The organism is Aeromonas finlandensis (genome assembly GCF_000764645.1).
GTDB lineage: Bacteria > Pseudomonadota > Gammaproteobacteria > Enterobacterales > Aeromonadaceae > Aeromonas > Aeromonas finlandensis.
This window is the reverse complement of sequence record NZ_JRGK01000353.1, coordinates 1-25,818: the sequence shown is the minus strand read 5'-3', so window position 1 is coordinate 25,818 and position 25,818 is coordinate 1. Positions and strand designations below refer to the sequence as shown.

The following is a 25,818-nucleotide window of genomic DNA, read 5'->3' as shown; positions in this document are numbered from 1 at the left end:
GAGGAGGCGCATATTACGCTTCTCACTTCGAAAGTCAAGCGATTGTTTTCGCTTTTCTTTCGGCGCCCACTTCACCAGGAAGCTGGCTCATCAGTTCGGCGTGTTCCGCCGTGCTGGTAGGGGCGCATTATAGGGAGCCGCGCCGGGATGACAAGACTTTTTTTGAAGAAAATCACGAAAATTTCAAATTATTCAATTAGAAACAGCTTATTCAGTGTATATATACAATGTTATCCACAATCCGGTTATTTCACTCCCATTTTAGCGTCATTTATGTCGCCTTTAGTGACCTTGGGAATGCCATACTGGAGCCGATAACCTCTCCCGAGTGGTCCATGGTAGCGCCAATCAGGAAAGCTGGTTACCATGGAGGTGAATATAGTGTTGCACCTTTTTTGCTTTCATTTACAAAAGGTCTTTTAAGATGAATTTATCCAAGTTTCCCGTATATATGCAGGCCGCAATCCTTGCTCTGGTATTGGCAGTGGTTGGCTACCTGGTTGCCCAGGCCCTGCAGTTCTCTTTGAAAGCGGAAGTGATTTTTGCAGCAGGTCTGGCCATCGGCGGTTTCGTGGTACCGCTGTTCCTGAAGCGAACCCCGGCTAATGTCGCCGAGTCGATCGCCAATCAGGAGACTTGCACCTTATATGTAGGCAACCTGCCCTATCGCGCCAATGAGATTGCAGTGCGCGAATTGTTTGCCGAACAGGGCCAGGTAATTTCCGTGCGGTTGATGAAGGACAAGGCAACCGGCAAGCGCAGAGGTTTCGGTTTCGTGGAGATGCCCGCCGCCGATGCCGCCAAGGCGATTGCCGCTTTGAATGATAAAGAGTACCAGCAGCGCACCCTCAAGGTACGTGAAGCGAATGACAAACGTGATAAAGAGGAAAGGGAAGGTAGCGAAGCTGACGTCTAGCCGCTCGTCAGTACCTCACCTCTTCCAGTGATGACAGCCCCCATGCTTGCAAGGGGGCTGTCAGTTTTTGGACCTCCCCATCCAGCCGGGTACAGTAAGCCCTGGCGATCACCTCTTCTATATGTACAGGCTGCGCGGCGGCATGCGTTCCATTGCTCAGCAACCAGGCCACCCGTTTGGCAACAGCACTGCCCGAGTCGATAAACTGGCATTGCGGCATCAGTTGCCCAATCTCTTCATTGAGTAGCGGGAAGTGAGTGCAACCGAGCACCAGCGTATCCGGCTTCTCTTCCCCCTCCAGCCAGTCGGCCAATACCTCGCGCAGCAACACCATATTGACCGGCAGGCCCGCCAGCTTGTGTTCGGCTTCTATTACCAGCTCGGTGGTGCCCTTGAGCAGCACCCGCTTGCCGGGAGCAAACTGGGCGATCAGTTCATGGGTATAGTCGCGACTCACCGTGCCCGGCGTAGCCAGCAGACCGATGCAACCGTTGCGAGTCTGTGCGGCGGCGGGCTTGATGGCTGGCACCACCCCCACCACAGGAATATCCAGTGCCTCACGCAGGGCCGGCAGCGCTATGGTGCTGGCAGTGTTGCAGGCAATCACCACCAGATCGATATGATGACGGGCCACCATGGTGGTAACCAAGCGGGTGCAGGCAGCAATCAGGGCGGGCTCGCTCAATTCACCATAGGGGAAGTTGGCGTTGTCGAAGCAGTAGAAATAGTTGTGTGCCGGCAGAACGCGGCGGATCTCGCGGTAGATGGTCAGGCCACCCATACCGGAGTCGAACACGAGAATATTGGCCACTTGAGCTCCCCTTTGGTGCAAGGCGGCGATCATACTCCCGCCTGCCGCCAATAGAAAAGGCCCTGCCAATGGCAGGGCCTCGGTTTTTCCCATCAAGAGGACGCTATTTACAGGGCGTAATCCATCGTCACGTAGTAAGCGCGCTCATCGGCCGGATAGCCCACCGCGCTTTGATACTCCTTATCCAGCAGGTTGTTGATCTTGCCGGATACCTTGAGCGCCGGGGTTACCTTGTAGCCGACAGCCAGATTCCACACGCTGTAGCCACCCAGTTTGGTGGTGTTGGCCACATCGCCATAGCGCTCACCCTGATAGATCCAGCTCAATGAACCATCAAACTGCTGCCACTGCGCCTGAGTCACCCACTTGGCCCCTTTGCGGGAGATCAGCTGCAACTGCTTGTCGGTCACTCTGTCCTTGGGATCCTTGTATTCGGCAGAGACCCGATGACTCAACCAGCCGGTATCAAACTCCCCTTCCAGCTCGATCCCTTCAATGCGCGCCTTGCCAACGTTCTGTGGTATCCACATACCTTGGCTGTTGGGTGCCCACTGGATCATCTGTTCGAAGTCGTTGCGATAACCGGTGGCTCGCCACTCCACGCCAGCGGTTTGACCATCCAGCATCAGCTCGCTGCTCTTCGACTCTTCCGGCTTCAGGTTGGGATTGCCAGAACCCGGATAGTAGAGGTCATTAAAGGAGGGGGCGCGGAAACCGGTGCCATAGCGGGCACTCAGGCGGTAATCCTCCACAAAGCGCCAGCCTGCGCCGGTCTGCCAGGTGTTGTGGCGACCAAACTGCTCATTGTCATCACTGCGGCCGCTCAGCTCGGCCTGCCAGGTCTGGTTGTCAAACTGGGCAAGGGCATAGAGGCCGGTGTTGTCGCGCTCTTTGGCGTCGGCCGGATACGTGGAGCCGGAGGAGCGAGAGCGATCATCCAGTCGATCACTCTGCCAATCGGCCCCGCCTCCCAACGTCCAGCTCTCGTTCAATTTCAAGCTGTTGACCCAGTTCAGGCTGTACTGGCGGGTGTAGGTCCGGTTATTGGCCTGATCGCGACCACTGTTGTCCTGATAGTCGTAAGCATCCTGTTTGGAGAAGGCGCCGCGCAGCTCGCTCAGATAGCGATCATCGTGATAGCGCGACCCCAGCTGATAGCTCTGGTTTTCAGTCCAGGTCTCGTTGCGCTGATGGGTGGCAGGCCCCCAAGCGGAAGCGGTGGAAGAGCGATCGTACTGGGCAATATTACGGAACCAGCGGGTTGTACCGAACAGATCCCAATTGCTGCCGAGGGCCTGCTGGTAGTCCAGCATGGCGTTGTAGCCCCGATGCCCGTGACGGTCACCATCGTTGATGCCGGGCAAGGGGTGCACGTTGTAACCAGACTCATCATCGAAGCCACCGGCAACCTTGAGTTGACCGGCCTCGCCCACCTGGCTGGCGCTACTGAAAGCGGCCTGGCGCTGTTGATGGGAACCGGCACCGATATTGAACTTGTGCTGGTTGGTCCCCTTGTCGGGACGGGTAATGATGTTGATCACCCCGCCGATGGCGTCAGAGCCGTAGATGGTGGCGCGTGGGCCGCGGATATACTCTATCCGCTCGACCTGATTGAGCGGCAGATTGTTCAATTCGGTCATCCCGGCGGTCAGGGAGGCACTGCGCACCCCATCCACCAGCACCAGCGTCTGGGAGGAGGTACCGCCACGCACCCGCAGCGAGCTCATCTGGCCGCGGCCGCCATTGCTGACCACTTCCACACCGGGCAGGGTCTTGACCACATCGGTCACGGTCTGGGCTTGCAGAAGATCGATCTCGTCCCGGGTCACCACATTGACCGGGGCCAGTACGCTGGAGGCAGGTTGGGCGACGCGGGTGGCGGTCACCACCATGGTGGGATTGACGGGAATGGTCAGCTGCTGGGCAAACGCCGCCGTCGGCAACAGGGCAGCCGCCAGAAATTTCTTCGACATGAGAGATCCTTAAGTTCGCGTAAGTATCTACTTCGTGGCCGGTTTCTCTCGGCCCGAAATACGAACTCTGGCAGGTCTTCGGGCTCGGGGGCGAATCACCTACAGCGACGGCTTCCCACCTGACGGCAGTGCCCTGATGTCGCTTCGTTCCCCCTTACCGCTGCGCGCCAGCTCCGGATTTTCACCGGATTCCCTATTAAGCATGATGCGCCAAAGCGGGAGGATTATAGGCAGAGCCAAGCTGGATGTATAGCCATCCAGATTTCTATTTATTGCCAGCCAGCGCCGCCAGCCGCTGCTGGGCCCCCTCCATCACTGCCTGCACTCCCGGATGGGAGAGATGGCGCCCCGCCGAGACCAGATAGTAAGAGAGGGTGACGTCGGCCAGGGTCGCAATCCGTTCGACACCATAGAGGCGACCAATCTCGTCGGCCATCGCCAGCGGCGCCGGAAAGATCCCCATCCCCGCCTTGCCGAACGACTTCATCAGGGTGGAGTCATCAAACTGCCCCACCAGATGGGGATGAATGCCCTGCTGGCGATACCACTCCAGCAGCCGATCGTGGGTGGCCGATTTCTCTCCGGGAATAAGCAGCGGCAACCCCTCCAGCGAGGCGGGAAAGCCGTCCCGCGCCCGGGCCGCCAGCTCCGGGCTGGCAAACAGCGCCAGCGGAGTGCGCCCCAGCTCGTGGTTGTAGCCACGCACGCCACTGTCGGGAGGAAGCGGGCGATCGATCAGCACCATGTCCAGCTTGTGGCGGGCCAGCTCACTGAACAGCAGCTCGGCCCGCTCCTCGTGACACACCAGCCGCAGCGGGGTCGCCAGCGCCATGGCGGGGGCCAGCAGCTCGAACGCCAGGGTGCGGGGTACCGAATCGGCGATCCCCACCTGCATGGTTAACTCCTGACTGGCGTGGCGCAGGGTATGCTCCAGCTCGGCGCCGAGCGAGAAAATGGCCCCCGCCTGCTCCTGCGCCTGCCGCCCGGCGGCGGTCAGCACCAGACGCCGACCCACCCGGTTGAACAGCGCGACCCCGAGGGACTGCTCCAGCTCGGCGACCTGACCGCTGATGGTCTGCGGCGTGAGGTGCAGCTGTTCGGCGGCCTGCGTCACGCTGCCGCTGCGCGCCACATGCCAGAAGTAGTAGAGCTGTTTGTAGTTGAGCATGCCGTTACCTATCAGTTTTTTCCGAACAACCATCAGCGAGAATCTGATTTTATCGAAACATTGCGAGCTCTAGCATGCAACCATTATCTGAACTGCCCTACGAGCCATCATGCTGGACGTTGTTGTTCTCTTCTTTCTGTTTGGTCTGCTGGCCGGTCTGGTACGCTCCGAGCTCAAGTTGCCACCCGCCCTCTACGACACCCTCTCCCTCTTTTTGCTGCTGGCCATCGGCCTCAAGGGCGGCGTCGGGCTGGCCCAGCAATCCCTGCAACCCCTGCTGCCGCAACTGGCGTTGGTGATCCTGCTCGGCGTGGTGCAAACCCTGCTCGGCTTTGCCGTGCTGCGCCTCAAGATGAACCGGGTGGATGCCGCCGCCACCGCCGCCCACTACGGCTCGGTCAGCGTCGCCACCTTTGCAGTCGGGGTGAACTGGCTGACCGAACGGGGCATCAGCTTTGAATCCCAGCTCTCCATCTTCCTCGCGGTGATGGAGATCCCGGCCATTCTGGTAGGCATAGTGCTCGCCCGCGGCATCAGTCGCGAGACCAGCTGGCGCATGCTGGCCCACGAGACCTTCCTCGGCAAAGGGGTAACCCTGCTGCTGGGCGGCATGGCTATCGGCTATCTGGCTGGTCCGGACGGAATTGCCCCGCTCAAACCGCTGTTTGTCGACCTGTTCAAGGGGGCGCTGGCACTGTTCCTGCTGGAGATGGGCCTCATCGTCGCCCGCCAGTGTCAGGACTTGCGCAAGCATGGCTTCTTCCTGCTCGGCTTCGCCCTGTTGATGCCGCTCGCCTCAGCGGGACTGGGATTGATTGCTGGCCAGCTGATGGGGCTCTCCCTCGGCGGCCTGACCCTGCTGGCCACCCTGGCGGCCAGCGCCTCCTATATTGCCGTGCCTGCCACCATGCGCATCGCCGTGCCTCAGGCCAACCCGGGGTTATCACTCAGCGCCGTGCTGGGGATCACCTTCCCGTTCAACATCATGCTGGGGATCCCGCTCTACCACAGCTGGGCCCGCCACTTCACGGAGTAGCCACATGCAGACCGAGACCCGCACCCTGCTGACCATCATCACGGAAGCCAATCTGGAGCCTACCCTGCTGCGCACCCTCACCCGCGAGGGGCTGCGCGGCTACACCATCACAGATGCCCGCGGCCGGGGGGATCATGGCGAGCGCAACGCCAGCTGGAGCGAGAGCGGCAACATCCGGCTGGAGGCGATCTGCAGCCGGGAGCAGGCGGAGCGGCTGCTGGCCCACCTGCAGAGTCGCTACTACCCCGATTACGCCATGATCGCCTTTCTGCAACCGGTCGAAATCGTGCGACCCGAGAAATTCTGAGCCGGCTTGCCGGCTCTTTTTGTTTACCAAAAGCAAACGTTTAACAGTAAGGATTCAGAGAAAATGAACACCCCTCCCCTGATCGGCCTGGTAATGGGCTCCGACTCCGACTGGCCCGTGCTGCAGGCCGCCGCCCGCATCCTCAAGGAGCACGGCGTGCCCTACGAGGCTAAGGTGGTCTCGGCCCATCGCACCCCGGATCTGCTGTTCGAGTATGCCGCCACTGCCCGCGATCGCGGTCTGCGCGCCATCATCGCCGGAGCCGGTGGCGCCGCCCACCTGCCGGGAATGATCGCCGCCAAGACCACCCTGCCGGTGCTGGGGGTGCCCATCCCCTCCCGCCATCTCAAGGGAATGGACTCCCTGCTCTCCATCGTGCAGATGCCTAAAGGGGTGCCGGTCGCCACCTTCGCCATCGGCGAGGCGGGGGCCGCCAACGCCGCCCTGTTTGCGGTCTCCCTGCTCTCGGTCGCCCGGGATGACGACGCTCCTCGCTACCGGCAACAGCTCGACGACTTCCGCACCCGCGAGCGCGACCGGGTGCTGGCCCTCACGCTGGAGGAGCCGACATGATCCTGCCTCCCGCCACCCTCGGCATGCTGGGGGGCGGTCAGCTTGGCCGCTACTTCGTGATGGCCGCCCACCGCCTCGGCTACAAGGTGGTGGTGCTGGATCCCGATCCCGCCAGCATCGCCGGGGCCGCCGCCGATCACCATATTGTCGCCCCCTATGACGACCAGACAGCTCTGCACGAACTGGCCAGCCGCTGCGAGGCCATCAGCTGCGAGTTCGAGAACGTGCCTGCCGCCACCCTCGCCCTGCTCGAAAAACAAAAGCCGGTGCGCCCGGCCGCCAGTTCGGTGCGCATCTGCCAGGATCGCCGCGAGGAGAAAGCCTTTCTGCGCGGAGCTGACATCCCGGCCGCCCCCTCTCTGGCACTATTGCCGGAAGAGCCCATCCCCGCTCAGGCCAGCGAGCTGTTCCCCGCCATCCTCAAGACTGCCCGCGAAGGGTACGACGGCAAGGGGCAGTGGCAGGTCAGTAATCTGGATGAGCTGGCGACGGCACTGACAGGCAGTGGCGTCCCCTGCGTGCTGGAGAAACGGCTGGAGCTGGAGGGGGAGTTTGCCCTGACCCTGGCCCGCAGCCCGAGCGGCACCATCAGCGCCCTGCCGCTGGTGCAGAACTGGCACAGCGGCGGCATTCTCGATCAGAGCCGCTCCCCGGCCAATGTACCGGCGCTGGAGAGCGAAGCCAAAGGGATCGCCGAACACATCATCGCAGCCCTCAATTACGTCGGGGTGCTGACGGTGGAGTTCTTTCTGGTGGAAGGCCGACTGCTGGTCAACGAGCTGGCGCCCCGCCCCCATAACTCGGGTCACCCCAGCCTCGATAACGCTGCATGCAGCCAGTTCGAGTTGCAGGTGCGCGCCCTGTGCGATCTGCCGCTGCCAGAGCAGATCGCCGTGCGTCCCGCCCTGTTAATCAACCTGCTGGGGGATCTCTGGCAGAACGGCACGCCCGACTGGGCCGCCCTGCTGGCCCTGCCCGGCCTGCAGCTGCACCTCTACGGCAAGGGCGAACCCCGCCCCGGCCGCAAGATGGGCCATATCACGGTGACCGGTGACGACTGGCCAATGGTGGAGGAGAGCTGCCGTCAGGCCCGCCAGCTGCTGGGGCTAGCGCCACGCTGATCGACCATCGGAAATGCAAAGACCCGGGCATGGCCCGGGTCTTTGTTGTTGCTTGCTGTGGCAGGGAGGCTTATCAGGCCCGCTCCACCGCTACCGGTGCCGGTAGGCGGATGGTGAGGGAGAGCACCAGCGCCACCACCAACAACACCAGGATCAGGTTGAAGGTCGCCATAAAGCCACCAAACAGGGAGGCCACGATGGAGCCGATGATGCTGCCCAGACCAAAGCCCAGATAGATGACGCCGTAGTTCTTGGTCAGGTTGTTGAGACCGAAGAAGTCGCTTACCAACGAGGGGTAGACGGTGATGGTGCCGCCGAAGCTGAACGCCACACAGGCCACTGCCACGAAGAACAGGTTGGCGTTGAGCGGCACGAACAGCAGCAGCACCATGCCCGCCAGGGTAATCAGCTGGGCGATGGTGATAACCCGGATGCGGGACATCTTGTCGGAGAGGATACCCAGCACCAGCCGCCCACCCAGGTTGGCCATGGCAATGATGGCGACGGCGTTGGCGGCCACCACGGCTGGCAGACCCACCATGTTTTCGCCGATATCCTTGGCCACGCCGATGACGTAGAGGCCGCTCATGCAGGCGGTGAGGAACATCAGCGCCAGCATCCAGTACTGCGGCTTGCGCATCGCCTCGGCCAGGGTGAAGTCACGGCTCTCGCTCTGCTGCACGGAGGCGGCCTGCTTGGGCGCATCCTTCATCAGCATACCGCCCACCAGCACCATGGACATGGCGATCAGCCCCCACAGCTGGAAGGTGGTCTCAAGGCCGGAGCTGGAGAGCAGCAGCAGGTTGATGTATTTGAAACCGAGACTGCCGAGGCCATAGGCCCCGATGGAACAGGCGGAGATCAGCCCCTTGCGCTCCGGGAACCACTTCACGCAGTTGGAGAGGGTCATCAGGTAGCCGGTACCGTCGGCAAAACCGACCAAAATGCCCGCGCAGAGATAGAGCATCGCCAGATTGCTGGCGTGGGCGGTGAGGAAGAAACCGATGCCGAGCAGCACGCCAGCACCCAACGTCACGTTGCGCACCCCGAACCGCTCCTGCAGCTTGCCCGCCATGGAAGAGGCGACTGCAAGCGACAGGCTGAGCAGGCCAAAGGCGAAGGCCACCTGACTCACCGGCTCGTCCAGCTTGTCGGAGAGCTGGGCGTTGAACAGACTCCAGGTGTAGACAGAACCCAGTGCGAACTGGGTGATGATGGTACCGATCAGTGTCAGGTAGCGGGTGCGATTCATCTCTTTGGTCATGATGCGTCTCGGTCGATGGCCTTCAGGAAATTGAGGCCACTATAGGCAAGACACAGCTCGCGCCGATCGATTAAGGCATGAAATGCAGATCGGCGGGAATGAATGACAATCAGAGCCGCATCAGCTGACGGAACGCCTTGATGTTGCTGCGACTGACCGGCACCTCGAACGGCAGATCGTGGAGCCGAATGAGATAGGTGCTGTTAAACCAGGGCACTATTTCGCGGATTTTGTTGATGTTGACGCAGTAGGAGCGGTGGCAACGGAAGAACCCCTCGGCAGGCAAGCGACTGACAAACTCGCTGATGGTCATGGTCATCACATAGCGATCATCGCGGGTGTAGACATAGGTGAGCTTCTCGTCGGCTTCCGCGTAGTAGATCTGCTCGCAGGGGGTGACGATGATGCGCTCCCCCTTCACCAGATTGACGGTGCGATTGTGGGGGCTGCACCCCTCGCCGCTCGCCTCCCCCGTGGTGGCTGGCTGCGACTTGCCCGCATGCTCGAGCTTTTGCAGCAGATTGATGATGCGCGGCTCGTTGTAGGGCTTGAGGATGTAGTCGAACGCCTCCAGCTCGAACGCCTCCACCGCGAACTCCTTGTAGGCGGTGACGAAGACGATGTGGGGCGGATGACTCGACTTGTGCAGGTTCTTGGCCAGCAGCAGGCCGTCGATGGAGGGGATCTGGATATCGAGGAACACCACGTCCACCTCGTGATCCTGCAGGTATTTGAACGCCTCCAGCCCATCCTCGAAACTCGCCACTATCTCGATCTGGCTGTGCTGATTCACCAGATAGATCAGCTCTTCGCGAGCCAGATACTCATCTTCCACTATGATCGCTTTCAGCATGACAACACCTCTCGCGGCACACACTTATCCTCAACCATGATGGCACTCAACATGGAATCGACTCCTGATCCGGCAGATAGAAACTCACCTCGGTACCCGGCTCCAGCCGCTTGAGGTGCAGACCGTCGCCATAGAGCAGCTTGACCCGCTGATGCACGTTCATCAGGCCGATGCTGCGGCTCTCCACCCGACCGGCGGCCACCCCGTCGATCACCGCCTGACTGATGCCGTAACCGGTGTCCCGCACCGCTACCCGGATGCCGCCCGCCAGCTGTTTTACCTCGATGGTGACCCGACCCGGCGCGCTGCGGGGCTGGATGCCGTGCAGGATGGCGTTTTCCACCAGCGGCTGCAACAGCAGGCTCGGCACCTGAATGTGCACGTCGTCCACCTCGAACACCACCTCCAGCTTGTCGCCGAAGCGGGCCTGCTCGATGGCCACGTAGTCGCGCACCTGCTGCAGCTCCTCCTGAATGTCGATCAGCTCATCCCCCTTGTTGAGGTTGTAGCGCAGATAATCCGCCAGATTGGCAATGAGCTGGCGCGCCTGCTGGGGCCGGATGCGGATCAGTGACGAGATGGCGTTGAGGGCATTGAACAGGAAGTGCGGGTTGATCTTGCTCTGCAATGCGGTGAACTCCGCCTTGCGGGTCATCTCTTTGAGCTGCTCGATGCGCGACACCTCCATCTGGGTGGAGATGAGCTGGGAGAGGCCCACCGCCATCTCCCGCAGCGAGCTGGTGATGCTGTGGGTACGACGGTAGTAGATCTTGAGGGTGCCGCTCACCGCGCCGTTTTCCCGCAGCGGAATAATGATGACCGAGTGGAAATCGGAGAGGTGATACTGGCGCAGATCGTTGTTGATGATGATCTGGTCGAGCAGCACCGCCTGCTGGGTCATGCCGCTGATGGCGTGGTGCTCGTCCAGCTCGTAATAGTCCTTGCCCACCCCGACATAGGCCAGCACGTCATGGGTATCAGTGATGGCCACTGCATCGGCGCTGATATCGCGCCGGATCACATCGCACACCTGACTGAGGGAGTGGCGATCGATGTTCTGGAAGAAGGGCAGCGTCTTGTTGGCGATATCCAGCGCCAGCTTGGCCTGCTTGGCGGCAATCAACTCCTTCTCGTCATCCAGATCCTGCACCAGCTTGATGATAAGGCCGATGCAGAGCGCCCCGGCAATCATCGGATAGGCGATATGGCTGACAATCTCCACCCCGATTTCGTGGGGCTCGGTCAGCAGCCAGATCAGCAGCATGGTCAGCCCTTCGCACAGCATTCCCGCCAGAATGCCGTAGAGCCAGAGCCGCGACTTGCGGCAGCGCAGGTGCAGCCAGGTGGCGAGCAGACCGGCAATGATGCTGGCGATAAGGCAAGGGATGGAGGTGTGGCCATCCATGTCGATGAGATAGCGGTGCAGGCCGGAGATGACCCCGGCCGGAATGCCGACCCAGGGGCCAAACAGGATGCCGCCGGAGATGATGGCGATGATCCGCACGTTGATCAGCGCCCCCTCCACCGGAATGCCGGTGTAGGTGCTGAACACCGCAAACAGACAGAAGATGGAGGCCACCAGCACCAGCTCGGCCGGGGTGTGATCCCGCTTCTGGAACAGCCGCTGGAACGGCCGGGTGCGGGTCAGGAAGAAGAGGGTCATCAGCATCAGCGCCGCCCGTTCGAACACCGCCAACAACATCATCTGATTCTCAAGCATCTGCGCCCCCTTGCGGCAACCCGACCGATCACCATAACCCTGACCAATAAACCGGGGCCGGATAAACCAGCCCCTGTGACATCAACAGTACTGACCGGCTACCCAGCCGGAGGACCAGGCCCACTGGAAGTTGTAGCCACCGAGCCAGCCGGTCACGTCCACCACTTCGCCGATGAAGTAGAGACCCGGCACCTTGCGCGCCTCCATGGTCTTGGAGGAGAGCTCGTTGGTATCGACGCCGCCCAGGGTCACTTCGGCGGTGCGATACCCCTCGGTGCCGTTGGGCAGGATCTGCCAGTCACCCAGCAGGTTGGCCACCGCTTCCAGCTCCCGCTCGTTGTACTGGCGCATCGGCTTGCTGACCAGCTGACCCAGCTCCACCAGCTTGTCGACGAAGCGCTTGGGCAGCTCGCGCCCCAGCACGGTTTTCAGCTCCTGCGCCGGGTGAGCCTGCGCCCACTCGCGCAGGGCGGCCGGAATATCCAGCTCCGGCAGCAGGTTGATGTGGATCTTCTCACCGGCGTGCCAGTAGGAGGAGATCTGCAGGATGACAGGGCCGGAGAGACCGCGATGGGTGAACAGCATCGCCTCCTTGAAGCGGGTGCCATCCTCGGCCGTCACCGCTACCGGCAGGCTGATGCCCGCCAGATCGGCGAACGCCTCTTTCTCTGCCTGATGGAAGGTAAAGGGCACCAGCCCGGCGCGGGTTGGCAGCACGTTGAGACCGAACTGCTCCGCCAGCTTGAAGCCGTAAGGGGTCGCACCCAGCTTGGGCATGGAGAGACCGCCGGTCGCCACCACCAGCGAGTGACAGCCGATCTCACCCTTGCTGGTGGTCAGCACGAAGCCCTCATCCTGCTTGCTGACGGTGAGGATCTCGGTCTGAAACTGCAGGGTCACCCCGGCCCAGTCGCACTCGGTGAGCAGCACATCGACGATCTCCTTGGCGCTCTCGAGGCAGAACAGCTGCCCCAGGGTGCGCTCGTGATAGTTGACCCCGTGGCGATCCACCAGATCGATGAAATCCTGCTGGGTGTAGCGGGCCAGCGCCGACTTGCTGAAGTGAGGGTTCGCGCAGAGGTAGGCGTGGGCGCCCGCCTGATGGTTGGTGAAGTTGCAGCGGCCACCGCCACTGATGAGGATCTTGCGGCCCGGCTTCTTGGCGTTGTCGAGCACCAGCACGGAGCGGCCACGGTAGCCCGCCTGCGCCGCACACATCAATCCGGCCGCACCGGCCCCAATCACCACCACATCGACCTGCTTCATCATCACTCACTTATCAAAAGAAAAACGGCCCCTATCATAAGGGGCCGTTATTGTACTGGCTGAACACTAAGTGTCCACGACTATCAGGCGTTGCTGTCCATGATGCTGGCCGGGGCGCCCTTGGCCAGTTCGGCCAGCTCCTTGTCGATGAAGTAGAGGCCTTTGCCATCTTCACCCACCAGACCCAGACGGTCGACGATGCTCTTGAACAGCTTCTCCTCTTCATGCTGCTCGGCGACATACCACTGCAGGAAGTTGAAGGTGGAGTAGTCCTGAGTGGTGAAGGCTACGTGGGCCAGACCATTGATACACTTGGTGATGTGGTATTCGTGCTCCAGGGTGGCGCGGAATACGTCGCCCAGCGACTTGAACTCGTGGGGAGGGGCATCGATGGCACCCAGTTTTGGCATGGCGCCGGTCTCGCTCACGTAGGTGAACAGACGCTCCATGTGCTGGCGCTCCTCGACCGCGTGCTGGCGCAGGAAGGTGGCAGCACCTTCAAAGCCCTTGTCTTCACACCAGGCGCTCATCTGCAGATAGAGATTGGAGGAGTAGAACTCCAGGTTAATCTGCTCGTTCAACTTCTCGATCATGGCTTGGGCCAACATCTTGTTTCTCCTCAGTGATTTGGTATCGATTGTCGCCACACTCCGGCCATGAATCAACCCGCCAGAGAGAGGGGGATCCCGTTTCTTGCAGCTCAGGGGGTCAGCTCGCCAAGGGAGGTGACATCCACCGGCGCTGCGTAATCGACACCCGGCAGTTCGAAGCCATTGAGCTGCATGAAATCCTGACGCAATCCGGCAAAGTCCCCCAGGGCGTGGAAATTGTCCGGCGTCACCTTGGACCAGAGTGCCGAGACAGCGGCCTGAATGGCCGGGTCGAGCTCGTGGTCATCCATCCGGATCAGCCGGTTGCCATCGGCCACCACCCCATTGGGCCCATACATCTTGGCGGCAAACAGCCGCTGCATCTGCTCGATACAGCCTTCGTGCACACCACGTTCCTTCATCACCCCCATCAACAGGCCGAGATAAACCGGCAGCACAGGAATATAGGCGCTCGCCTTGGTCACCAGCGCCTTGCAGACCGACACCCAGGCATGGCCACCGAGCTCGGCCAATTGCAGGTTGATGGTCTCGGCGGTGGCGTGCAGATGCTCCTTGGCATAACCGATGGTGCCATCCCGATAGAGGGGATAGGTGGATTCAGGGCCGATATAGGAGTAAGCCACAGTCTGGGCGCCGGGGGCGAGACAATCGGCCTGCTGCAACGCCTGCATCCAGAGCTGCCAATCCTCGCCCCCCATCACGGTGACGGTATCGCGGATCTCCTCTGGCGTGGCGGGCGCCAGCGACTGCTGCACCAGGGTATCGCGCTCCAGATCCAGCCCCCAGCCGCTGAACGGCTGGCCGGTGGTCTTGAGCACAGAGCGCACTTGCGTGCCGTCCGGTAGCACCCGGATGCCGCTCGCCAGCGAGTAGATCACCAGATCCACCTGCCCCAGCTGCTGGCGGATGGTGTCGATGGCCTGCTGGCGCATGCCATCGGAGAAGGCATCACCGATCAGGTTGATGGCGATACGTCCCTCCTGCTCCGCCTCCTTGCGAAACCAGATGTTGTTGTACCAACCGGCGCTGCCGAGCCCCTTGTCAGAGGGGCCCCGCTCAAACGAGATGCCGATGGTGTCGGCCCCCGCGCCGAAGGCGAGTGCGATGCGCGATGCCAGCCCGAAACCGGAGGAGGCCCCCAGCACCAGCACCCGCTTGGGCCCGTTGAACGGGCCAGCGGCCTTGATGCGTTCGATCTGCTGCTGCACGGCGGCGCGGCAGCCGATGGGGTGACAGTTGCGGGCAACACAGCCCTGGATCTGGGGATGAATGATCATGAGAAGGCCTCCAAAGAAACTGGCTACAGCATAACCAAATCACGGGAGATTAACTTGATGCCGGATCGCTATCAGTCAGAAAAGCAGCGGGAAATGAGGCAGAAAAACAAAAGGGAGCACGAGGCTCCCCAAAGCGGTATTCAGATGCTTTTTGTTGTTTTGTGTTCATTGCGAAGCACAGGGCCATCCTATGCCTCTCCCCCCAGATCGGCAAGCCAGGGGGTGTGACCGGCTTCAAACTCTTGTTTAATTTATGGGCAAATAATGGTTAATAACTGAGTGACTACCCCTGTGGCACTCGACATTAAACTCAATTAAATCCCAAAACTGTGCCTGAGACACCATTTTAGTTTCAGCGGAGATTGGTATAGTGGACTGAAGGATCGGTAAGGAGATATCCCATGAGTGGAACAACCTATTACAAGCATATTCTGGCCGCGATCGACTTGTCGGAAGACAACCGCAAGGTAATCGACAAGGCGGTGGACAGAGCCCGTTCCAACGGCGCCAAGCTGTCGGTTATCCATGTCGATGTGGACCTCAAGGATCTCTACACCGAGATGATCGATATCGACATCGACAACGTGCAGGATCAGGTGATCGCCGAAGCGAAAGAGAAGCTGGAGGCATTTCTGGCCTCGGTGGACTACCCCATCGAGAAGAAGCTGGTGATCTGCGGCGATCTGAGCGAGCGAGTCAATCAGGCGGTCAAGGAGTACGAGATCGACCTGCTGGTATGCGGCCATCGCCAGAGCTTCTGGAGCCTGCTCACCTCCAGCGCCCGCCAGCTGATGAATACGGTGCCGTGCGATCTGCTGGTCGTCCCCTTGCAGAAGTAATGAAACCGGCGTAGTTTGATTTGCTATGAACATGACCGCATTCAATCACAACTACTGGTGGTGCCGCTCCTAAACAGGCGGCACCGCGTTTCTATTGTAAATTTCCCAAAGAAAACACCGTGACCGCCGAGAGGCGGTCAACTGTTTTTATCCCTTTGTCGCCTCCCGGCTCACCCAACTGGAGAGAGTGACATGCACAACCCCGTTATCCTGACTGGCGATCGTCCCACCGGCAAACTGCACATCGGCCACTATGTCGGCTCCCTGCGCCAGCGCGTCGACGCCCAGCACCACTACCGTCAATTCGTGATGATTGCCGACCTGCAGGCGCTGACCGACAACGGCCACAATCCGGCCAAGGTGACCGACAACGTGCTGGAGGTGATGGCCGACTATCTGGCGGTCGGCCTCGACCCGGCCAAGACCACCTTCTGCCTGCAGAGCGCCCTTCCCGCCCTCAGCGAACTCACCTGCTACTACCTCAATCTGGTCAGCGTCGCCCGGCTGGAGCGCAACCCCACGGTCAAGGCGGAGATCCAGCAGAAAGGGTTCGAGCGCACGCTACCGGCCGGTTTTCTGGTCTATCCGGTCAGTCAGGCCGCCGATATCACCGCCTTTCGCGCCAGCCATGTGCCGGTCGGGGAAGATCAGCTGCCGATGCTGGAGCAGACCAACGAGATCGTCCGCCGCTTCAACTCTCTGGTAGGCAAAGAGGTGCTGACCGAGTGCCAGCCCATTCTGAGCGACACCGGCCGCCTGCCCGGCATCGACGGCAAGGCCAAGATGTCCAAATCCCTCGGCAACACCATAGAGCTCGGCATGTCGGCGGAAGAGGTCAAACAGGCGGTGTTCGCCATGTATACCGACCCCAGCCACCTCAAGGTGAGCGATCCGGGCCAGGTGGAGGGAAATACGGTGTTCGCCTATCTCGATGCCTTCCACCCCGACAAGGCGCTGGTCGCCGAGATGAAGGCGCACTATCAGCGCGGCGGACTGGGCGACATGCGCTGCAAGCAGGTGCTCAACGACTGCCTGCAAACCCTGCTCGCGCCGATGCGGGAGCGCCGTCAGGCCGCCATCGCCGACAAGGAGAAGCTGCTGGAGCTGCTCTATCAGGGCACAGAGCAGGCCCGTATCATCACCGACGAGGTATTGGCGGAGGTGAAAAACGCCATGGGACTGGACTACTTCGCCAGACTGCGCTGAGCCGGGGTACCGAGCGCATCGGCGCCATAGAGGTCAAACACCAGCTGGTGCAACAGGCTCTTGAACCAGCCAATCGCCTCGTCGTGAGCGGTGATCGGGTGCCCCGCCATCAGGTAGATGATGGGGATTTCGGGATCCAACTGGTGCATCCTCAGTGGATAATAGCGGCAGAACAGGCGCCCGATCATCTCGGGCACCACCACCAGATAGCGACCGCTGGCCATCAGTGGCGGCACCGCCATAAAGCTCGGCAACCGCACTCCCAGCTCCCGCTCCACCCCGAAGCGGGCCAGCCAGAGCTCCACCATCGCCTGACTGTGACCCCAGCTGGAGGTGTGGATGTGGGGGCGACTCACCAGCTCGGCAGGCCCCAGTACATCGGGTAACTCGCTGCCAAGCGGTGACAGGCAGACCAATGGATTATTGAACCAATCCTCCCGCCACAAGCGAGGGGAGAGATGGTTGGCACCGGCAAAACCGATCACCAGATCCAGCTCCCCTTTCTCCAGCTCTCGCTCGTAGTCACTGCCAGCCAAATCACACACCTCCAACCGACAGTGGGGGGCCTGTCGATAGAGCCGATCCACCAGCACAGGCACCACCCCGTGCTCCACCGAACCCGGGGCGGCGATGCGGAAAATCCGCCGCGCAGTGGCAGGTTCGAACCCCTTGGCCTGCCGCAGCCCCTGCTCCAGCATCGCCAGCGCCTGCCGTACCGGCCCGGCCAGCGCCTTGGCTCGCTCGGTGGGCACCATCTCGCGCCGACTCATCACAAACAGCGGATCATCCAGCGCTACCCGCAGCCGCCCCAGCGCATGGCTAACGGTGGATTGAGATAGATGCAGCCGATCGGCGGCACGGGTGACGTTGCGCTCCTGCATCAGCATGTCGAACACGGCGAGCAGGTTGAGGTCGAGACGGGAGAGTGAGCTATCCATCGATATTCACCATAGTAGAATGCCAACAATTCATTTTGGCCATACTAACAGATTCCCTAGAATGCACAGCTCAATACATCGGAGATTAAAATGCGTAGCTATCTGTTATTGCTGGCCATTGGCCTGCTGTGGGGTTCCCAGTTCATTTTCATGCACCAGGCCGTTGCCGAATTGCCCCCCATTCTGGTGGCTGCAGGTCGTGCCTTGTGCGGCAGCCTGACCCTGGGTCTGCTCTGCCTGTTCATGCGTCTCAAGAGTGAGCACACCCCGTGGCGCACCTATATGCTGATCGCCCTGCTGGATGCCACCATCCCCTTCATCATGGTCGCCTGGGGCCAACAGTACGTGGATAGCGCCATTGCCGCCGTGGTCATGGGTTGTATCCCGTTTGTGACCATTCTGGCTGCTCCCCTGTTTATTTCTGGCGAGAAAATCACCAAATCCGGTTTGCTCTCGGTGATCATCGGCTTTGCCGGGGTGCTCACCCTGTTCTGGCCGAAACTCTCCCAGGGTATGAACGCTGGCCTGCTCGGTGCCATTGGCATTCTGTTCGGTGCCAGCTGCTTCGCCATCGGTCTGCTGATGATCAAGCGCTTCGCCAAGGACCATCCGGTCGTGGTCGCCCGCAATATCCTGATCTCCTCGGCTACCCAGTTGCTGCTGGTCGCACCCTTCATGGTTGACCTGAGCACCTTGACCATGCCGAGCAGCCAGGCCCTGAGCGCGATTACCGTGCTGGGTACCCTCTGTACCGGTCTGGTCTACTTCCTCTACATGGCGCTGATCCAGAAGGCAGGCCCGACGTTCGCCTCCTTCAGCAACTATCTGGTGCCGCTGTTTGGCGTGATGCTGGGCGCCCTGTTCCTCGGCGAGCAGATCCACCCCACCACAGGTGTCGCACTGGCGCTGATCCTCGGCTCGGTTGCCATGAACCAGTGGGCACAACAGCGTCGTATGCAGCGCGAGGTCTCCCTGTGTCAGGCATCCTGACCACTCTCTGCGGTGGTCTGGTACTGATTGCCGGCTGGCAGTATCGCCAGCGTCTGGCCGGAGTAATGGGCCTGCTGATGGTAATGCTGCCCTGGTTCTTCGATAGCAAGCTGCAAGCCATGTTGAACTATGCCCTGAATGCTTGAAGGCCATCTTTGAATGTGTGACGAGAGTCTATCTCTCCTCTGTTTGGGGCTATTTAAAAAAACCTCCGATTCATCCCCACTAACCGGCGCTCTGCGCCGGTTTTTTTCGGCTATATCCCAATGCCGTGTTGCACGGGGTGCCGCCGCACCTCATGCAAACACGCTCTGATATCTATTCCCCCCCACCCCTTAACACTCCTGCGCCCTGCACCATCGCTACACAACTGTTCATCCGACAAAACAAGGAACCCGACACCACGGGCTCGCCCTTTACCACCACGATGTTGTGCAGGACGGTTAATCCGCGTTGCCCCTTGAACGATTCGGGAAAGAGGGTCTCATCTACCTCCAGGTAACTGAGTATTCAGATCACTGATAGAGTGTGGCGCCGTCAGTGTATGTGCATACCAGGCAACACGGCATTGGCGAAGGGTAAGCAGCGGAGAGAGACCACGGGTGTTAACAGGCTGGGTATCCATGCTGGCAGACCTCAAGGTGAGGCCCGCTTCAAGCACCTCATTGGGACAGCGCCATAAAAAAGGCCCCGAAACGGGGCCTTTGCATCTCATTGATGATCAATGTCCGCCGCTTGCTTTGGGCGGAATGGTCTCATCGAATACCGGCAACGGTTTGTGCTCGGAAGCCAGGAAGGTGTAGATCACCGGCAGCACGAACAGGGTGAACAGGGTACCGATAGCCAGACCTGCCACGATAACGATACCGATACTGAAACGCTGAGCCGCACCGGCACCTGCGGCGTAGAGCAGCGGGATCAGACCGGCAATCATGGCGGCTGTGGTCATCAGGATTGGGCGCAGACGCACCTTGGCGGCCTGCATCACAGCGTCCATCCGGTTCATGCCACGCAGCAACTGCTCTTCCTTCGCCACTTCACAGATCAGGATACCGTGCTTGGTAATCAGACCCACTAGCGTGATGAGGCCCACCTGGGAGTAGATGTTCATGGTGGCCAATCCCCATGCCAAGGCGATCAGCGCCCCACTGATGGCGAGCGGTACCGAGACCATGATGACCAGCGGGTCACGCACCGACTCGAACTGGATCGCCAGCACCAGGAAGATGATGGCCAGTGCCAACGCGAAGGTGGCATAGAGCGCATTGCCTTCGGTGACGAACTGACGGGCTTCACCCATGAAGTCGTAACGATAGCCTTGCGGCAGCTTCTCGTCGGCGACGGTCTGGAACCAGTTGATCGCATCACCCATGGCCACGCCCGGAGCCGGAACGGCGCCGATGGTGGCAGAGTTCAGCTGGTTGAAGTGGGGCAGAGCGCGGGGCTCACCGACCACTTCGATGCTGATCAGGCTGCCAAGCGGGATCGACTTGCCATCTGCAGCCCGCACGTAATAGCCCTTGATGGACTCCGGATTGAGACGGTATTTACGCTCAACCTGCGGGATCACCTCGTAGGAGCGGCCATCCAGGTCAATACGGTTGACGTAACCGTCCGCCATCATGGTGCCCATAGTGATGCCGATGTCCTGCATGGTGATGCCGTAGGCACCCGCCTTGTCCTTGTCGATCCGGATCTTCATGGTGGCAGAGTCGTAGTTCAGATCGAGATCCGAATAGACGAACTGACCGTTACCCTGAGCGGCAGCCAGAATTTCACCGGCCACCAGGAACAGGCTCTCGAAGCTGTTCGGGGTGGTGATGACGAACTGGATTGGCAGACCACCTGACGCTCCTGGCAGTTCCGGGAACTGGAAGGTGGTGACAGCCATACCCGGAATGTCTTTCACCAGATTGGCGACCCGATCCAGCACCTCTTTCTGGCTCGCTTCACGCTGACTCCAGGGCACCATGGAGGCGATACCGAACGCCTGGTTGGCGTTAAACACCCCGGAGAAAACCTGGGAGAAAGCGATCTCGGGCTGGTCATCCAGGATCTTGTTCACATCCGCCATGGTGTTTTCGATGTAGTCCAGGTTGGCGTTGGACGGTGCGGTACCCAGCACAGCCATTACCCCCTTGTCCTCTGACGGTGCCAGTTCGCTCGGAATGAACTTGAACAGCAGCGGCAGGCTGCCAAACACTATGATGGCGAACACTATGATGACGATGCGCTTTTTCATCACCGCATGGAGCATGCTGTCGTAGCGATCGGTCATCCGTTCCAGCAGATGGTGGACAGTGCTCTCGAACTTGCCCGGCTTTTCATTGGCCTTGAGCATCTTGGAGCACATCATCGGCGACAGGGTCAGGGCGATGATGCCCGAGACAAACACGGCGCCTGCCAGGGTCAGGGCAAACTCCTTGAACAGGGAGCCGGTGATGCCCCCCATCAAAGCGATAGGCGCGTATACCGCCGCCAAAGTGACCGTCATGGCGATGACCGGCACCGCGATCTCGCGGGTACCGATAATGGCAGCGCGGAACGGCTCTTCCCCCTCCTTGATATGCCGGTCGACGTTCTCCAGCACCACGATGGCGTCATCCACCACCAGACCGATCGCCAGCACCATCGCCAGCAGGGTCATCAGGTTTATCGAGAAGCCGAACATATCCATCATCATCACCACACCGATGAGACTGAGTGGGATAGTGATGATCGGGATGATGACCGCACGGAACGAGCCGAGGAACAGGGTGATGACCACCAGTACGATGGCGGCCGCCTCAAGGATTGTCTTGATTACCTCGTTGATGGACTCGTTGATCGCCACGGTGGAGTCATACATCACGTTGAGATGCATGGTGCTCGGCATGTTGCGTTCAAGACTCGGCAGCAGCGCCAGCACGTCATGGGCGATGTTGATGGGGTTGGCTGTCGGCGCGGCGTTGACCGCCATGACCACCGCTTCGCGACCGTTGGCGCTGGCACGATAGATGTCGTGGCTCTTCTCGAGGCTCACCTTGGCAATGTCGGAGAGGCGGATCACCTTGCCGTCACGGGTAGCAACGACCAGACGCTTCAGCTCGTCGACATCCTTGACCTGGGTCTCGGCGTTGCCGTTGAACAGGGTAAAGTAACCGGTCGCCTGACCTGTCGCGGACTGATAGTTGTTGCTGTTGAGCACCGTCATCACGTCGCTGGCAGTCAGGTTGAAGGCCGCCATCTTGGCCGGATCCAGCCATACCCGCAGGGCAAACTCGACACCGCCGTAGAGGTCAACCTTGGAGACCCCCCCCACGGTAAAGAGCTGCGGCTTGATAACCCGCTCCAGATAGTCGGTGATCTGGCTGGAGTTGAGCTCCGGGCTGGTGAAGCCGAGGTAGAGCACCGCCGTGGTTGAACCGGTGGAAGAGGTGACCGAGGGGTCTTCCGCCTCTTTCGGCAACTGGGAGCGCACCGAGTTCACCTTCGCCAGGATGTCGGACAGCGCGGCGTTGGGGTCGGTGTTGAGCTTCATGTACGCCGTGATGGTGGAGCTACCCAGCTGACTGGAGGAGGTCATGAAGTCGATGTTGTCGGCTTGCGCGACCGCCTGTTCCAGCGGCTGGGTGATGAACCCCTGGATCAGATCAGAACTGGCGCCATAGTAGCCAGTACTGACGGTGATCACCGTGTTGGTCACCTCGGGGTATTCCCGTACCTGCATCTTGAAGATGGCCTGAAAGCCCAGCAGGGCGATCAGGAAGCTGAGCGAGATCGCCAGCACAGGCCGTTTTATAAATATGTCAGTAAATCGCATCGCAGATCTCCGCGCTTACAGCATCGGGGTTTGTGCCGGAACGGCCAGGGCATCGTTCTTGACCACATGCACCTTGGTGTCGTTGCTCAGGCGAACCTGACCCGACAGTACGATCTGGTCACCGGCCTGGATGCCAGAGAGCACATGCACATCATTGCCACGGCGCTCACCAGCCTTGACCACGACCTGCTTGGCCCGCAGCACTTTCACCTTGTTACCCTCTTTGTCGGTCTCTTCGCCCTCTTTGAGCACGTAGACGTTCTGACCGTAAAGGGTGAAGGAGATGGCGGTTTGCGGGATCACAATCTGATCTTTCACCGTCGGCAGAATGATGCTGGCGCGGGCGAACATACCGGAACGCAGCTGACCGTCGTTGTTCGGGATGTCAGCCTGAACCTGGATCAGGCCGCTCTGGTAGTTGACCGCAGGCTCGATGGCGGTGATGTGGCCGTCAAACTGGGTTTGCGGATAGGCATCCACATTGATCTTGATGATCTGGCCCAGGGTGATTTTGGAGATATCGGTCTGGGGCACGGTGAAGCGCAGGCGCATCACGCTGGTATCTTCCAGGCGCACGATATCGGTGCCCGGCTGCAGATATTGACCAAGGAAGACGTTACGCAGGCCGACGACGCCGCTGAACGGCGCGCGAACCTCACGGCGAGCGATGGTCGCCTTCAGACTCTCGATATCCGCCTCCAGCGAGCGATAGGCCGCTTCAGCCTCATCCAGCTGCTCTTTGGAGATGGAGCTGGTCTTGTAGAGGTTCTGGAAACGATCGAACTTGGCTTTTGCCGCCGGCAGCTTGGCCTGGGAGGCGCGCAGATTGGCCCGCTCCACGGTGGAGTCCAGGCTCAGCAGCAGTTGGTCTGCCTTGACCGGTTTGCCCGACTCGAAGGTGATGGCATCGATGGTGCCAGCCAGCTCGGTAGAGAGAGTAACACCCTGATTAGGCTCGATAAAACCAATTGCCTCTATGGTCGGTACCCAATCCTGCGCCTTGGTCACCATGGCGGTGACAGGGAACTCGGGCTCCGGCCGGTTGGCCATATATTGGGCAATCATCTTCTGTTTGAACAAATTGAAGCCAATGACGCTGCCAAAGAGGGCAATCGCTATCAGCAACATAATGGCCATCCACTTTTTCATGAACAGGCTCCTGAGGTGGAAAAATTGGGGGATAAAATGGCATTCCAGCTGGCTCGGATCGCAGTTTCCAACTGCGATTCGGTCAACGTGATGTTATGTACCCTGCATTGCAGGGCCAGATGCATGACACTGTCCAGACTCAACACCTGGAGTGCCCGTATTGGTAAATCGATAAACAGTCCTTGTTCAACACCCAGTGCAAAAAATCGGTCCAGAGGCTCCCATGCCGCCAGGATAACGGGATTGGTTTCCAATTCAGCCCCTAGCGGGGAGCTCTCGTACTGCAATTTGCACTTGATGGCATTGGGCTCGTTAACAAAAATGGCATGAATATTGAGCCATAATTGGCGAAATTGTTGAAATGAAACTTTCTCGACGTCTACATCAACCATGACCATGGGCACACATTGAAGAATAGTGTGCTGATGCAGTTGCCGGATCAGGTCATCCTTGTCACCGAAGTAGCGATAGATGGTGCCGGTGGCAACATTGGCCTTCTTGGCGACTTCAGCAATCGACAGACCATGAAAACCCCGTTCACCCAGCACCTCATGGGCTGCGTTGAAGATGCTCTCTTTTTTATCCAGAATCATCAGTGTGACTTTCTATTGAATGAACGTTCATTCATTCTAGATGGGCATCAAATCAAGTCAAGGCAGCAAGACTATTTGAATCGAAAGGAGAGGTTGCGCCCCTCAGATCAGAAGGATAAGTGGGGATAAATGGAAAAAAAGTGCACAATATGCTTGAAAAAACAACGATCAGCAAACAAGCCGAAGAAAAGTGTAGACAAACATCAACCCATCATTAATAATGCGCCCCGTTCGACAGCGTAGCGCCCGTAGCTCAGCTGGATAGAGCGCTGCCCTCCGGAGGCAGAGGTCACAGGTTCGAATCCTGTCGGGCGCACCATTAAAAGTGCGCCGGTTAAACGGGCGTAGTTGTGGAACGAAAACAGCTGTGGTGGCTGTAGCTCAGTTGGTAGAGTCCCGGATTGTGATTCCGGTTGTCGTGGGTTCGAGCCCCATCAGCCACCCCATTTTACAGCTTGTCAGGTACGCGAAGGTGGCGGAATTGGTAGACGCGCTAGCTTCAGGTGTTAGTGCCCCCCGGGTGTGAGGGTTCGAGTCCCTCTCTTCGCACCATACTTGCTGTATGACGAGGATGACCATAAGGTCGTCTTTGTTTTTTGAAATAAACTATTTTGAAAGAAATAGCCTCGGTGATTAGCGCAGTCCGGTAGCGCATCTGGTTTGGGACCAGAGGGTCAAAGGTTCGAATCCTTTATCACCGACCACATTTAGAAAAACCTCGCTTCGGCGGGGTTTTTTGCTTTCTGGGCTCCGCTACGGCCCCTTCTCTTCGCCTGTTACGTCTGTTTACACTCTATCCAGGCAGAGCAGCCCGCCTTTCGGTTATGCTGCTACTTCTAGTCACTGACAACCGGATGTCATCGGCCCATTTCAGGCTTCTTTCCATGAACAACAAAATTTCCTTTGCTTGCACTCCCGCCATGCTGGCCGCCTTGCTGCTGGGGGGTTGTACCATCAAGCCGCCATCAACCGATGTGATGATAGACTCCATTGCTGCGCGACCGCAGGAGGAGCGAGCGCTCTCACCTCTGCTAACCAGCGGCGATTTTTGTGTCGCAGTGTCCCAGCAGAAGGTGTTGGCACTACCCTGCAGTGGAAAAGACGATCAGCTGTTCGAGTGGGATCTGGGCGAGTTGCGCCTGCAGGAGCTCTGCCTGCAAGCCAAGAGCAACAGCGAGTTGATGCTGGCACCTTGCGATGGTCAGGCGCAGTGGGAGTGGCAGAACGATCGTCTGTTCAACAGCAAGGTCTCTCGCTGCCTCGATGTGGCTGGCCGACGCCATACTCCCGGCACGCCGCTGCGGCTGGCCGATTGTTACGGCGGGGCGAATCAGAGTTTCAGCTGGCAGCGGCCCACCCCCTGGCTGGAAACGCTAAAAAAACAAAGCCTCACATGGTGAGGCTT

The 25,818-nt window shown here is 59.7% G+C and carries 24 protein-coding genes, 4 tRNA genes and 1 riboswitch; of the genes, 15 read left to right on the top strand and 13 right to left on the bottom strand.

Annotated features, from left to right (window positions below; genetic code table 11):
- Both LD28_RS23740 and LD28_RS0121305 read left to right on the top strand, forming a co-directional pair.
- The coding region (locus tag LD28_RS23740) for a hypothetical protein (RefSeq protein ID WP_206538778.1) at positions 1 to 200 on the top strand (200 nt) is incomplete at its 5' end.
- 224 nt (positions 201 to 424) lie between these two features.
- Positions 425 to 916: an RNA recognition motif domain-containing protein gene (locus LD28_RS0121305; RefSeq protein WP_033138874.1), complete on the top strand. Its 492-nt coding sequence runs from the start codon at positions 425 to 427 to the stop codon at positions 914 to 916.
- Positions 917 to 923: 7 nt separating this feature from the next.
- On the opposite strand, the gene murI is transcribed toward LD28_RS0121305, so the two are convergent.
- From murI to LD28_RS0121290, 3 genes are all read right to left on the bottom strand, one after another.
- Positions 924 to 1,727 carry a glutamate racemase gene (gene murI / locus LD28_RS0121300; protein ID WP_033138873.1) on the bottom strand — a complete coding sequence of 268 codons (804 nt, stop codon included), beginning with the start codon at positions 1,725 to 1,727 and terminating at the stop codon, positions 924 to 926.
- A 107-nt stretch (positions 1,728 to 1,834) separates the two neighbouring features.
- On the bottom strand, positions 1,835 to 3,700 hold the full coding sequence (locus LD28_RS0121295; RefSeq protein ID WP_033138872.1) for a TonB-dependent receptor domain-containing protein: 1,866 nt from the start codon (positions 3,698 to 3,700) through the stop codon (positions 1,835 to 1,837).
- 52 nt (positions 3,701 to 3,752) lie between these two features.
- Positions 3,753 to 3,930: riboswitch (cobalamin riboswitch) on the bottom strand.
- Positions 3,931 to 3,965: 35 nt separating this feature from the next.
- On the bottom strand, positions 3,966 to 4,868 hold the full coding sequence (locus LD28_RS0121290; RefSeq protein WP_033138871.1) for a LysR family transcriptional regulator: 903 nt from the start codon (positions 4,866 to 4,868) through the stop codon (positions 3,966 to 3,968).
- A gap of 109 nt (positions 4,869 to 4,977) precedes the next feature.
- On the opposite strand from LD28_RS0121290, the gene LD28_RS0121285 reads away from it, so the two are divergent.
- From LD28_RS0121285 to LD28_RS0121270, 4 genes are all read left to right on the top strand, one after another.
- On the top strand, positions 4,978 to 5,904 hold the full coding sequence (locus LD28_RS0121285; RefSeq protein ID WP_033138870.1) for a sodium-dependent bicarbonate transport family permease: 927 nt from the start codon (positions 4,978 to 4,980) through the stop codon (positions 5,902 to 5,904).
- Positions 5,905 to 5,908: 4 nt separating this feature from the next.
- Positions 5,909 to 6,211 (top strand): P-II family nitrogen regulator, encoded by a 303-nt coding sequence (locus LD28_RS0121280; RefSeq protein WP_033138869.1) that lies wholly within the window; start codon positions 5,909 to 5,911, stop codon positions 6,209 to 6,211.
- Between the two features lie 63 nt (positions 6,212 to 6,274).
- Entirely contained in the window at positions 6,275 to 6,784 is a 510-nt protein-coding gene (gene purE / locus LD28_RS0121275) for a 5-(carboxyamino)imidazole ribonucleotide mutase (RefSeq protein ID WP_033138868.1), read from the top strand.
- On the top strand, positions 6,781 to 7,905 hold the full coding sequence (locus LD28_RS0121270) for a 5-(carboxyamino)imidazole ribonucleotide synthase (protein ID WP_033138867.1): 1,125 nt from the start codon (positions 6,781 to 6,783) through the stop codon (positions 7,903 to 7,905). Before purE ends, LD28_RS0121270 begins: the two co-directional genes overlap by 4 nt.
- A 73-nt stretch (positions 7,906 to 7,978) precedes the next feature.
- On the opposite strand, the gene LD28_RS0121265 is transcribed toward LD28_RS0121270, so the two are convergent.
- The 6 genes from LD28_RS0121265 to fabV all read right to left on the bottom strand — a co-directional run bounded on the left by LD28_RS0121265 (position 7,979) and on the right by fabV (position 14,896).
- Positions 7,979 to 9,169, bottom strand: coding sequence for an L-lactate MFS transporter (locus LD28_RS0121265; protein WP_033138866.1), 1,191 nt, complete (start codon positions 9,167 to 9,169; stop codon positions 7,979 to 7,981).
- A gap of 109 nt (positions 9,170 to 9,278) precedes the next feature.
- Positions 9,279 to 10,022 (bottom strand): LytR/AlgR family response regulator transcription factor, encoded by a 744-nt coding sequence (locus LD28_RS0121260; RefSeq protein WP_033138865.1) that lies wholly within the window; start codon positions 10,020 to 10,022, stop codon positions 9,279 to 9,281.
- 46 nt (positions 10,023 to 10,068) lie between these two features.
- Complete coding sequence (locus tag LD28_RS0121255; RefSeq protein ID WP_033138864.1) at positions 10,069 to 11,742, bottom strand: sensor histidine kinase; 1,674 nt, start codon at positions 11,740 to 11,742, stop codon at positions 10,069 to 10,071.
- 81 nt (positions 11,743 to 11,823) lie between these two features.
- Entirely contained in the window at positions 11,824 to 13,008 is a 1,185-nt protein-coding gene (locus LD28_RS0121250; protein ID WP_081959665.1) for a BaiN/RdsA family NAD(P)/FAD-dependent oxidoreductase, read from the bottom strand.
- Between the two features lie 83 nt (positions 13,009 to 13,091).
- Positions 13,092 to 13,616, bottom strand: a complete 525-nt coding sequence (gene ftnA / locus LD28_RS0121245; protein ID WP_033138862.1) for a non-heme ferritin — start codon at positions 13,614 to 13,616, stop codon at positions 13,092 to 13,094.
- Between the two features lie 92 nt (positions 13,617 to 13,708).
- Complete coding sequence (fabV, locus tag LD28_RS0121240; RefSeq protein ID WP_033138861.1) at positions 13,709 to 14,896, bottom strand: enoyl-ACP reductase FabV; 1,188 nt, start codon at positions 14,894 to 14,896, stop codon at positions 13,709 to 13,711.
- Positions 14,897 to 15,297: 401 nt separating this feature from the next.
- Here fabV and LD28_RS0121235 point away from each other — a divergent pair, with 401 nt between their 5' ends.
- Positions 15,298 to 15,735, top strand: coding sequence for a universal stress protein (locus tag LD28_RS0121235; RefSeq protein WP_005339229.1), 438 nt, complete (start codon positions 15,298 to 15,300; stop codon positions 15,733 to 15,735).
- A 192-nt stretch (positions 15,736 to 15,927) separates the two neighbouring features.
- The gene (trpS, locus tag LD28_RS0121230; protein WP_033138860.1) at positions 15,928 to 16,941 is read left to right on the top strand and encodes a tryptophan--tRNA ligase; all 1,014 of its coding nucleotides are present in this window, start codon (positions 15,928 to 15,930) and stop codon (positions 16,939 to 16,941) included.
- Here trpS and LD28_RS0121225 read toward each other — a convergent pair.
- Complete coding sequence (locus LD28_RS0121225) at positions 16,920 to 17,879, bottom strand: LysR family transcriptional regulator (RefSeq protein ID WP_033138859.1); 960 nt, start codon at positions 17,877 to 17,879, stop codon at positions 16,920 to 16,922. The two genes, trpS and LD28_RS0121225, sit on opposite strands and share 22 nt — an antisense overlap.
- Before the next feature lie 90 nt (positions 17,880 to 17,969).
- Here LD28_RS0121225 and LD28_RS0121220 point away from each other — a divergent pair, with 90 nt between their 5' ends.
- Positions 17,970 to 18,869, top strand: coding sequence for a DMT family transporter (locus tag LD28_RS0121220; protein WP_033138858.1), 900 nt, complete (start codon positions 17,970 to 17,972; stop codon positions 18,867 to 18,869).
- Positions 18,854 to 19,015 carry a hypothetical protein gene (locus LD28_RS23600; protein ID WP_156120350.1) on the top strand — a complete coding sequence of 54 codons (162 nt, stop codon included), beginning with the start codon at positions 18,854 to 18,856 and terminating at the stop codon, positions 19,013 to 19,015. The genes LD28_RS0121220 and LD28_RS23600 overlap by 16 nt, the downstream gene beginning before the upstream one ends.
- A gap of 575 nt (positions 19,016 to 19,590) precedes the next feature.
- Here the strand turns inward: LD28_RS23600 and LD28_RS0121215 are convergent.
- Genes LD28_RS0121215 through LD28_RS0121205 form a run of 3 tightly spaced genes read right to left on the bottom strand, consistent with a single transcriptional unit; the run spans position 19,591 to position 24,413 of the window.
- A complete protein-coding gene (locus tag LD28_RS0121215; RefSeq protein ID WP_033138857.1) occupies positions 19,591 to 22,671 on the bottom strand; it encodes a multidrug efflux RND transporter permease subunit in 3,081 nt (1,026 codons plus the stop codon).
- 15 nt (positions 22,672 to 22,686) lie between these two features.
- Positions 22,687 to 23,820, bottom strand: coding sequence for an efflux RND transporter periplasmic adaptor subunit (locus LD28_RS0121210; protein ID WP_033138856.1), 1,134 nt, complete (start codon positions 23,818 to 23,820; stop codon positions 22,687 to 22,689).
- Positions 23,817 to 24,413, bottom strand: a complete 597-nt coding sequence (locus LD28_RS0121205) for a TetR/AcrR family transcriptional regulator (RefSeq protein ID WP_033138855.1) — start codon at positions 24,411 to 24,413, stop codon at positions 23,817 to 23,819. Before LD28_RS0121205 ends, LD28_RS0121210 begins: the two co-directional genes overlap by 4 nt.
- Before the next feature lie 242 nt (positions 24,414 to 24,655).
- Between LD28_RS0121205 and LD28_RS0121200 the strand changes: the two genes are divergently transcribed.
- The 5 genes from LD28_RS0121200 to LD28_RS0121180 all read left to right on the top strand — a co-directional run bounded on the left by LD28_RS0121200 (position 24,656) and on the right by LD28_RS0121180 (position 25,813).
- Positions 24,656 to 24,732 (top strand) — tRNA-Arg (locus LD28_RS0121200).
- A gap of 51 nt (positions 24,733 to 24,783) precedes the next feature.
- A tRNA-His gene (locus LD28_RS0121195) sits at positions 24,784 to 24,859 on the top strand.
- A 20-nt stretch (positions 24,860 to 24,879) separates the two neighbouring features.
- A tRNA-Leu gene (locus LD28_RS0121190) sits at positions 24,880 to 24,965 on the top strand.
- 75 nt (positions 24,966 to 25,040) lie between these two features.
- A tRNA-Pro gene (locus tag LD28_RS0121185) sits at positions 25,041 to 25,117 on the top strand.
- 180 nt (positions 25,118 to 25,297) lie between these two features.
- The gene (locus LD28_RS0121180; protein ID WP_033138854.1) at positions 25,298 to 25,813 is read left to right on the top strand and encodes a ricin-type beta-trefoil lectin domain protein; all 516 of its coding nucleotides are present in this window, start codon (positions 25,298 to 25,300) and stop codon (positions 25,811 to 25,813) included.
- Positions 25,814 to 25,818 lie beyond the last annotated feature (5 nt).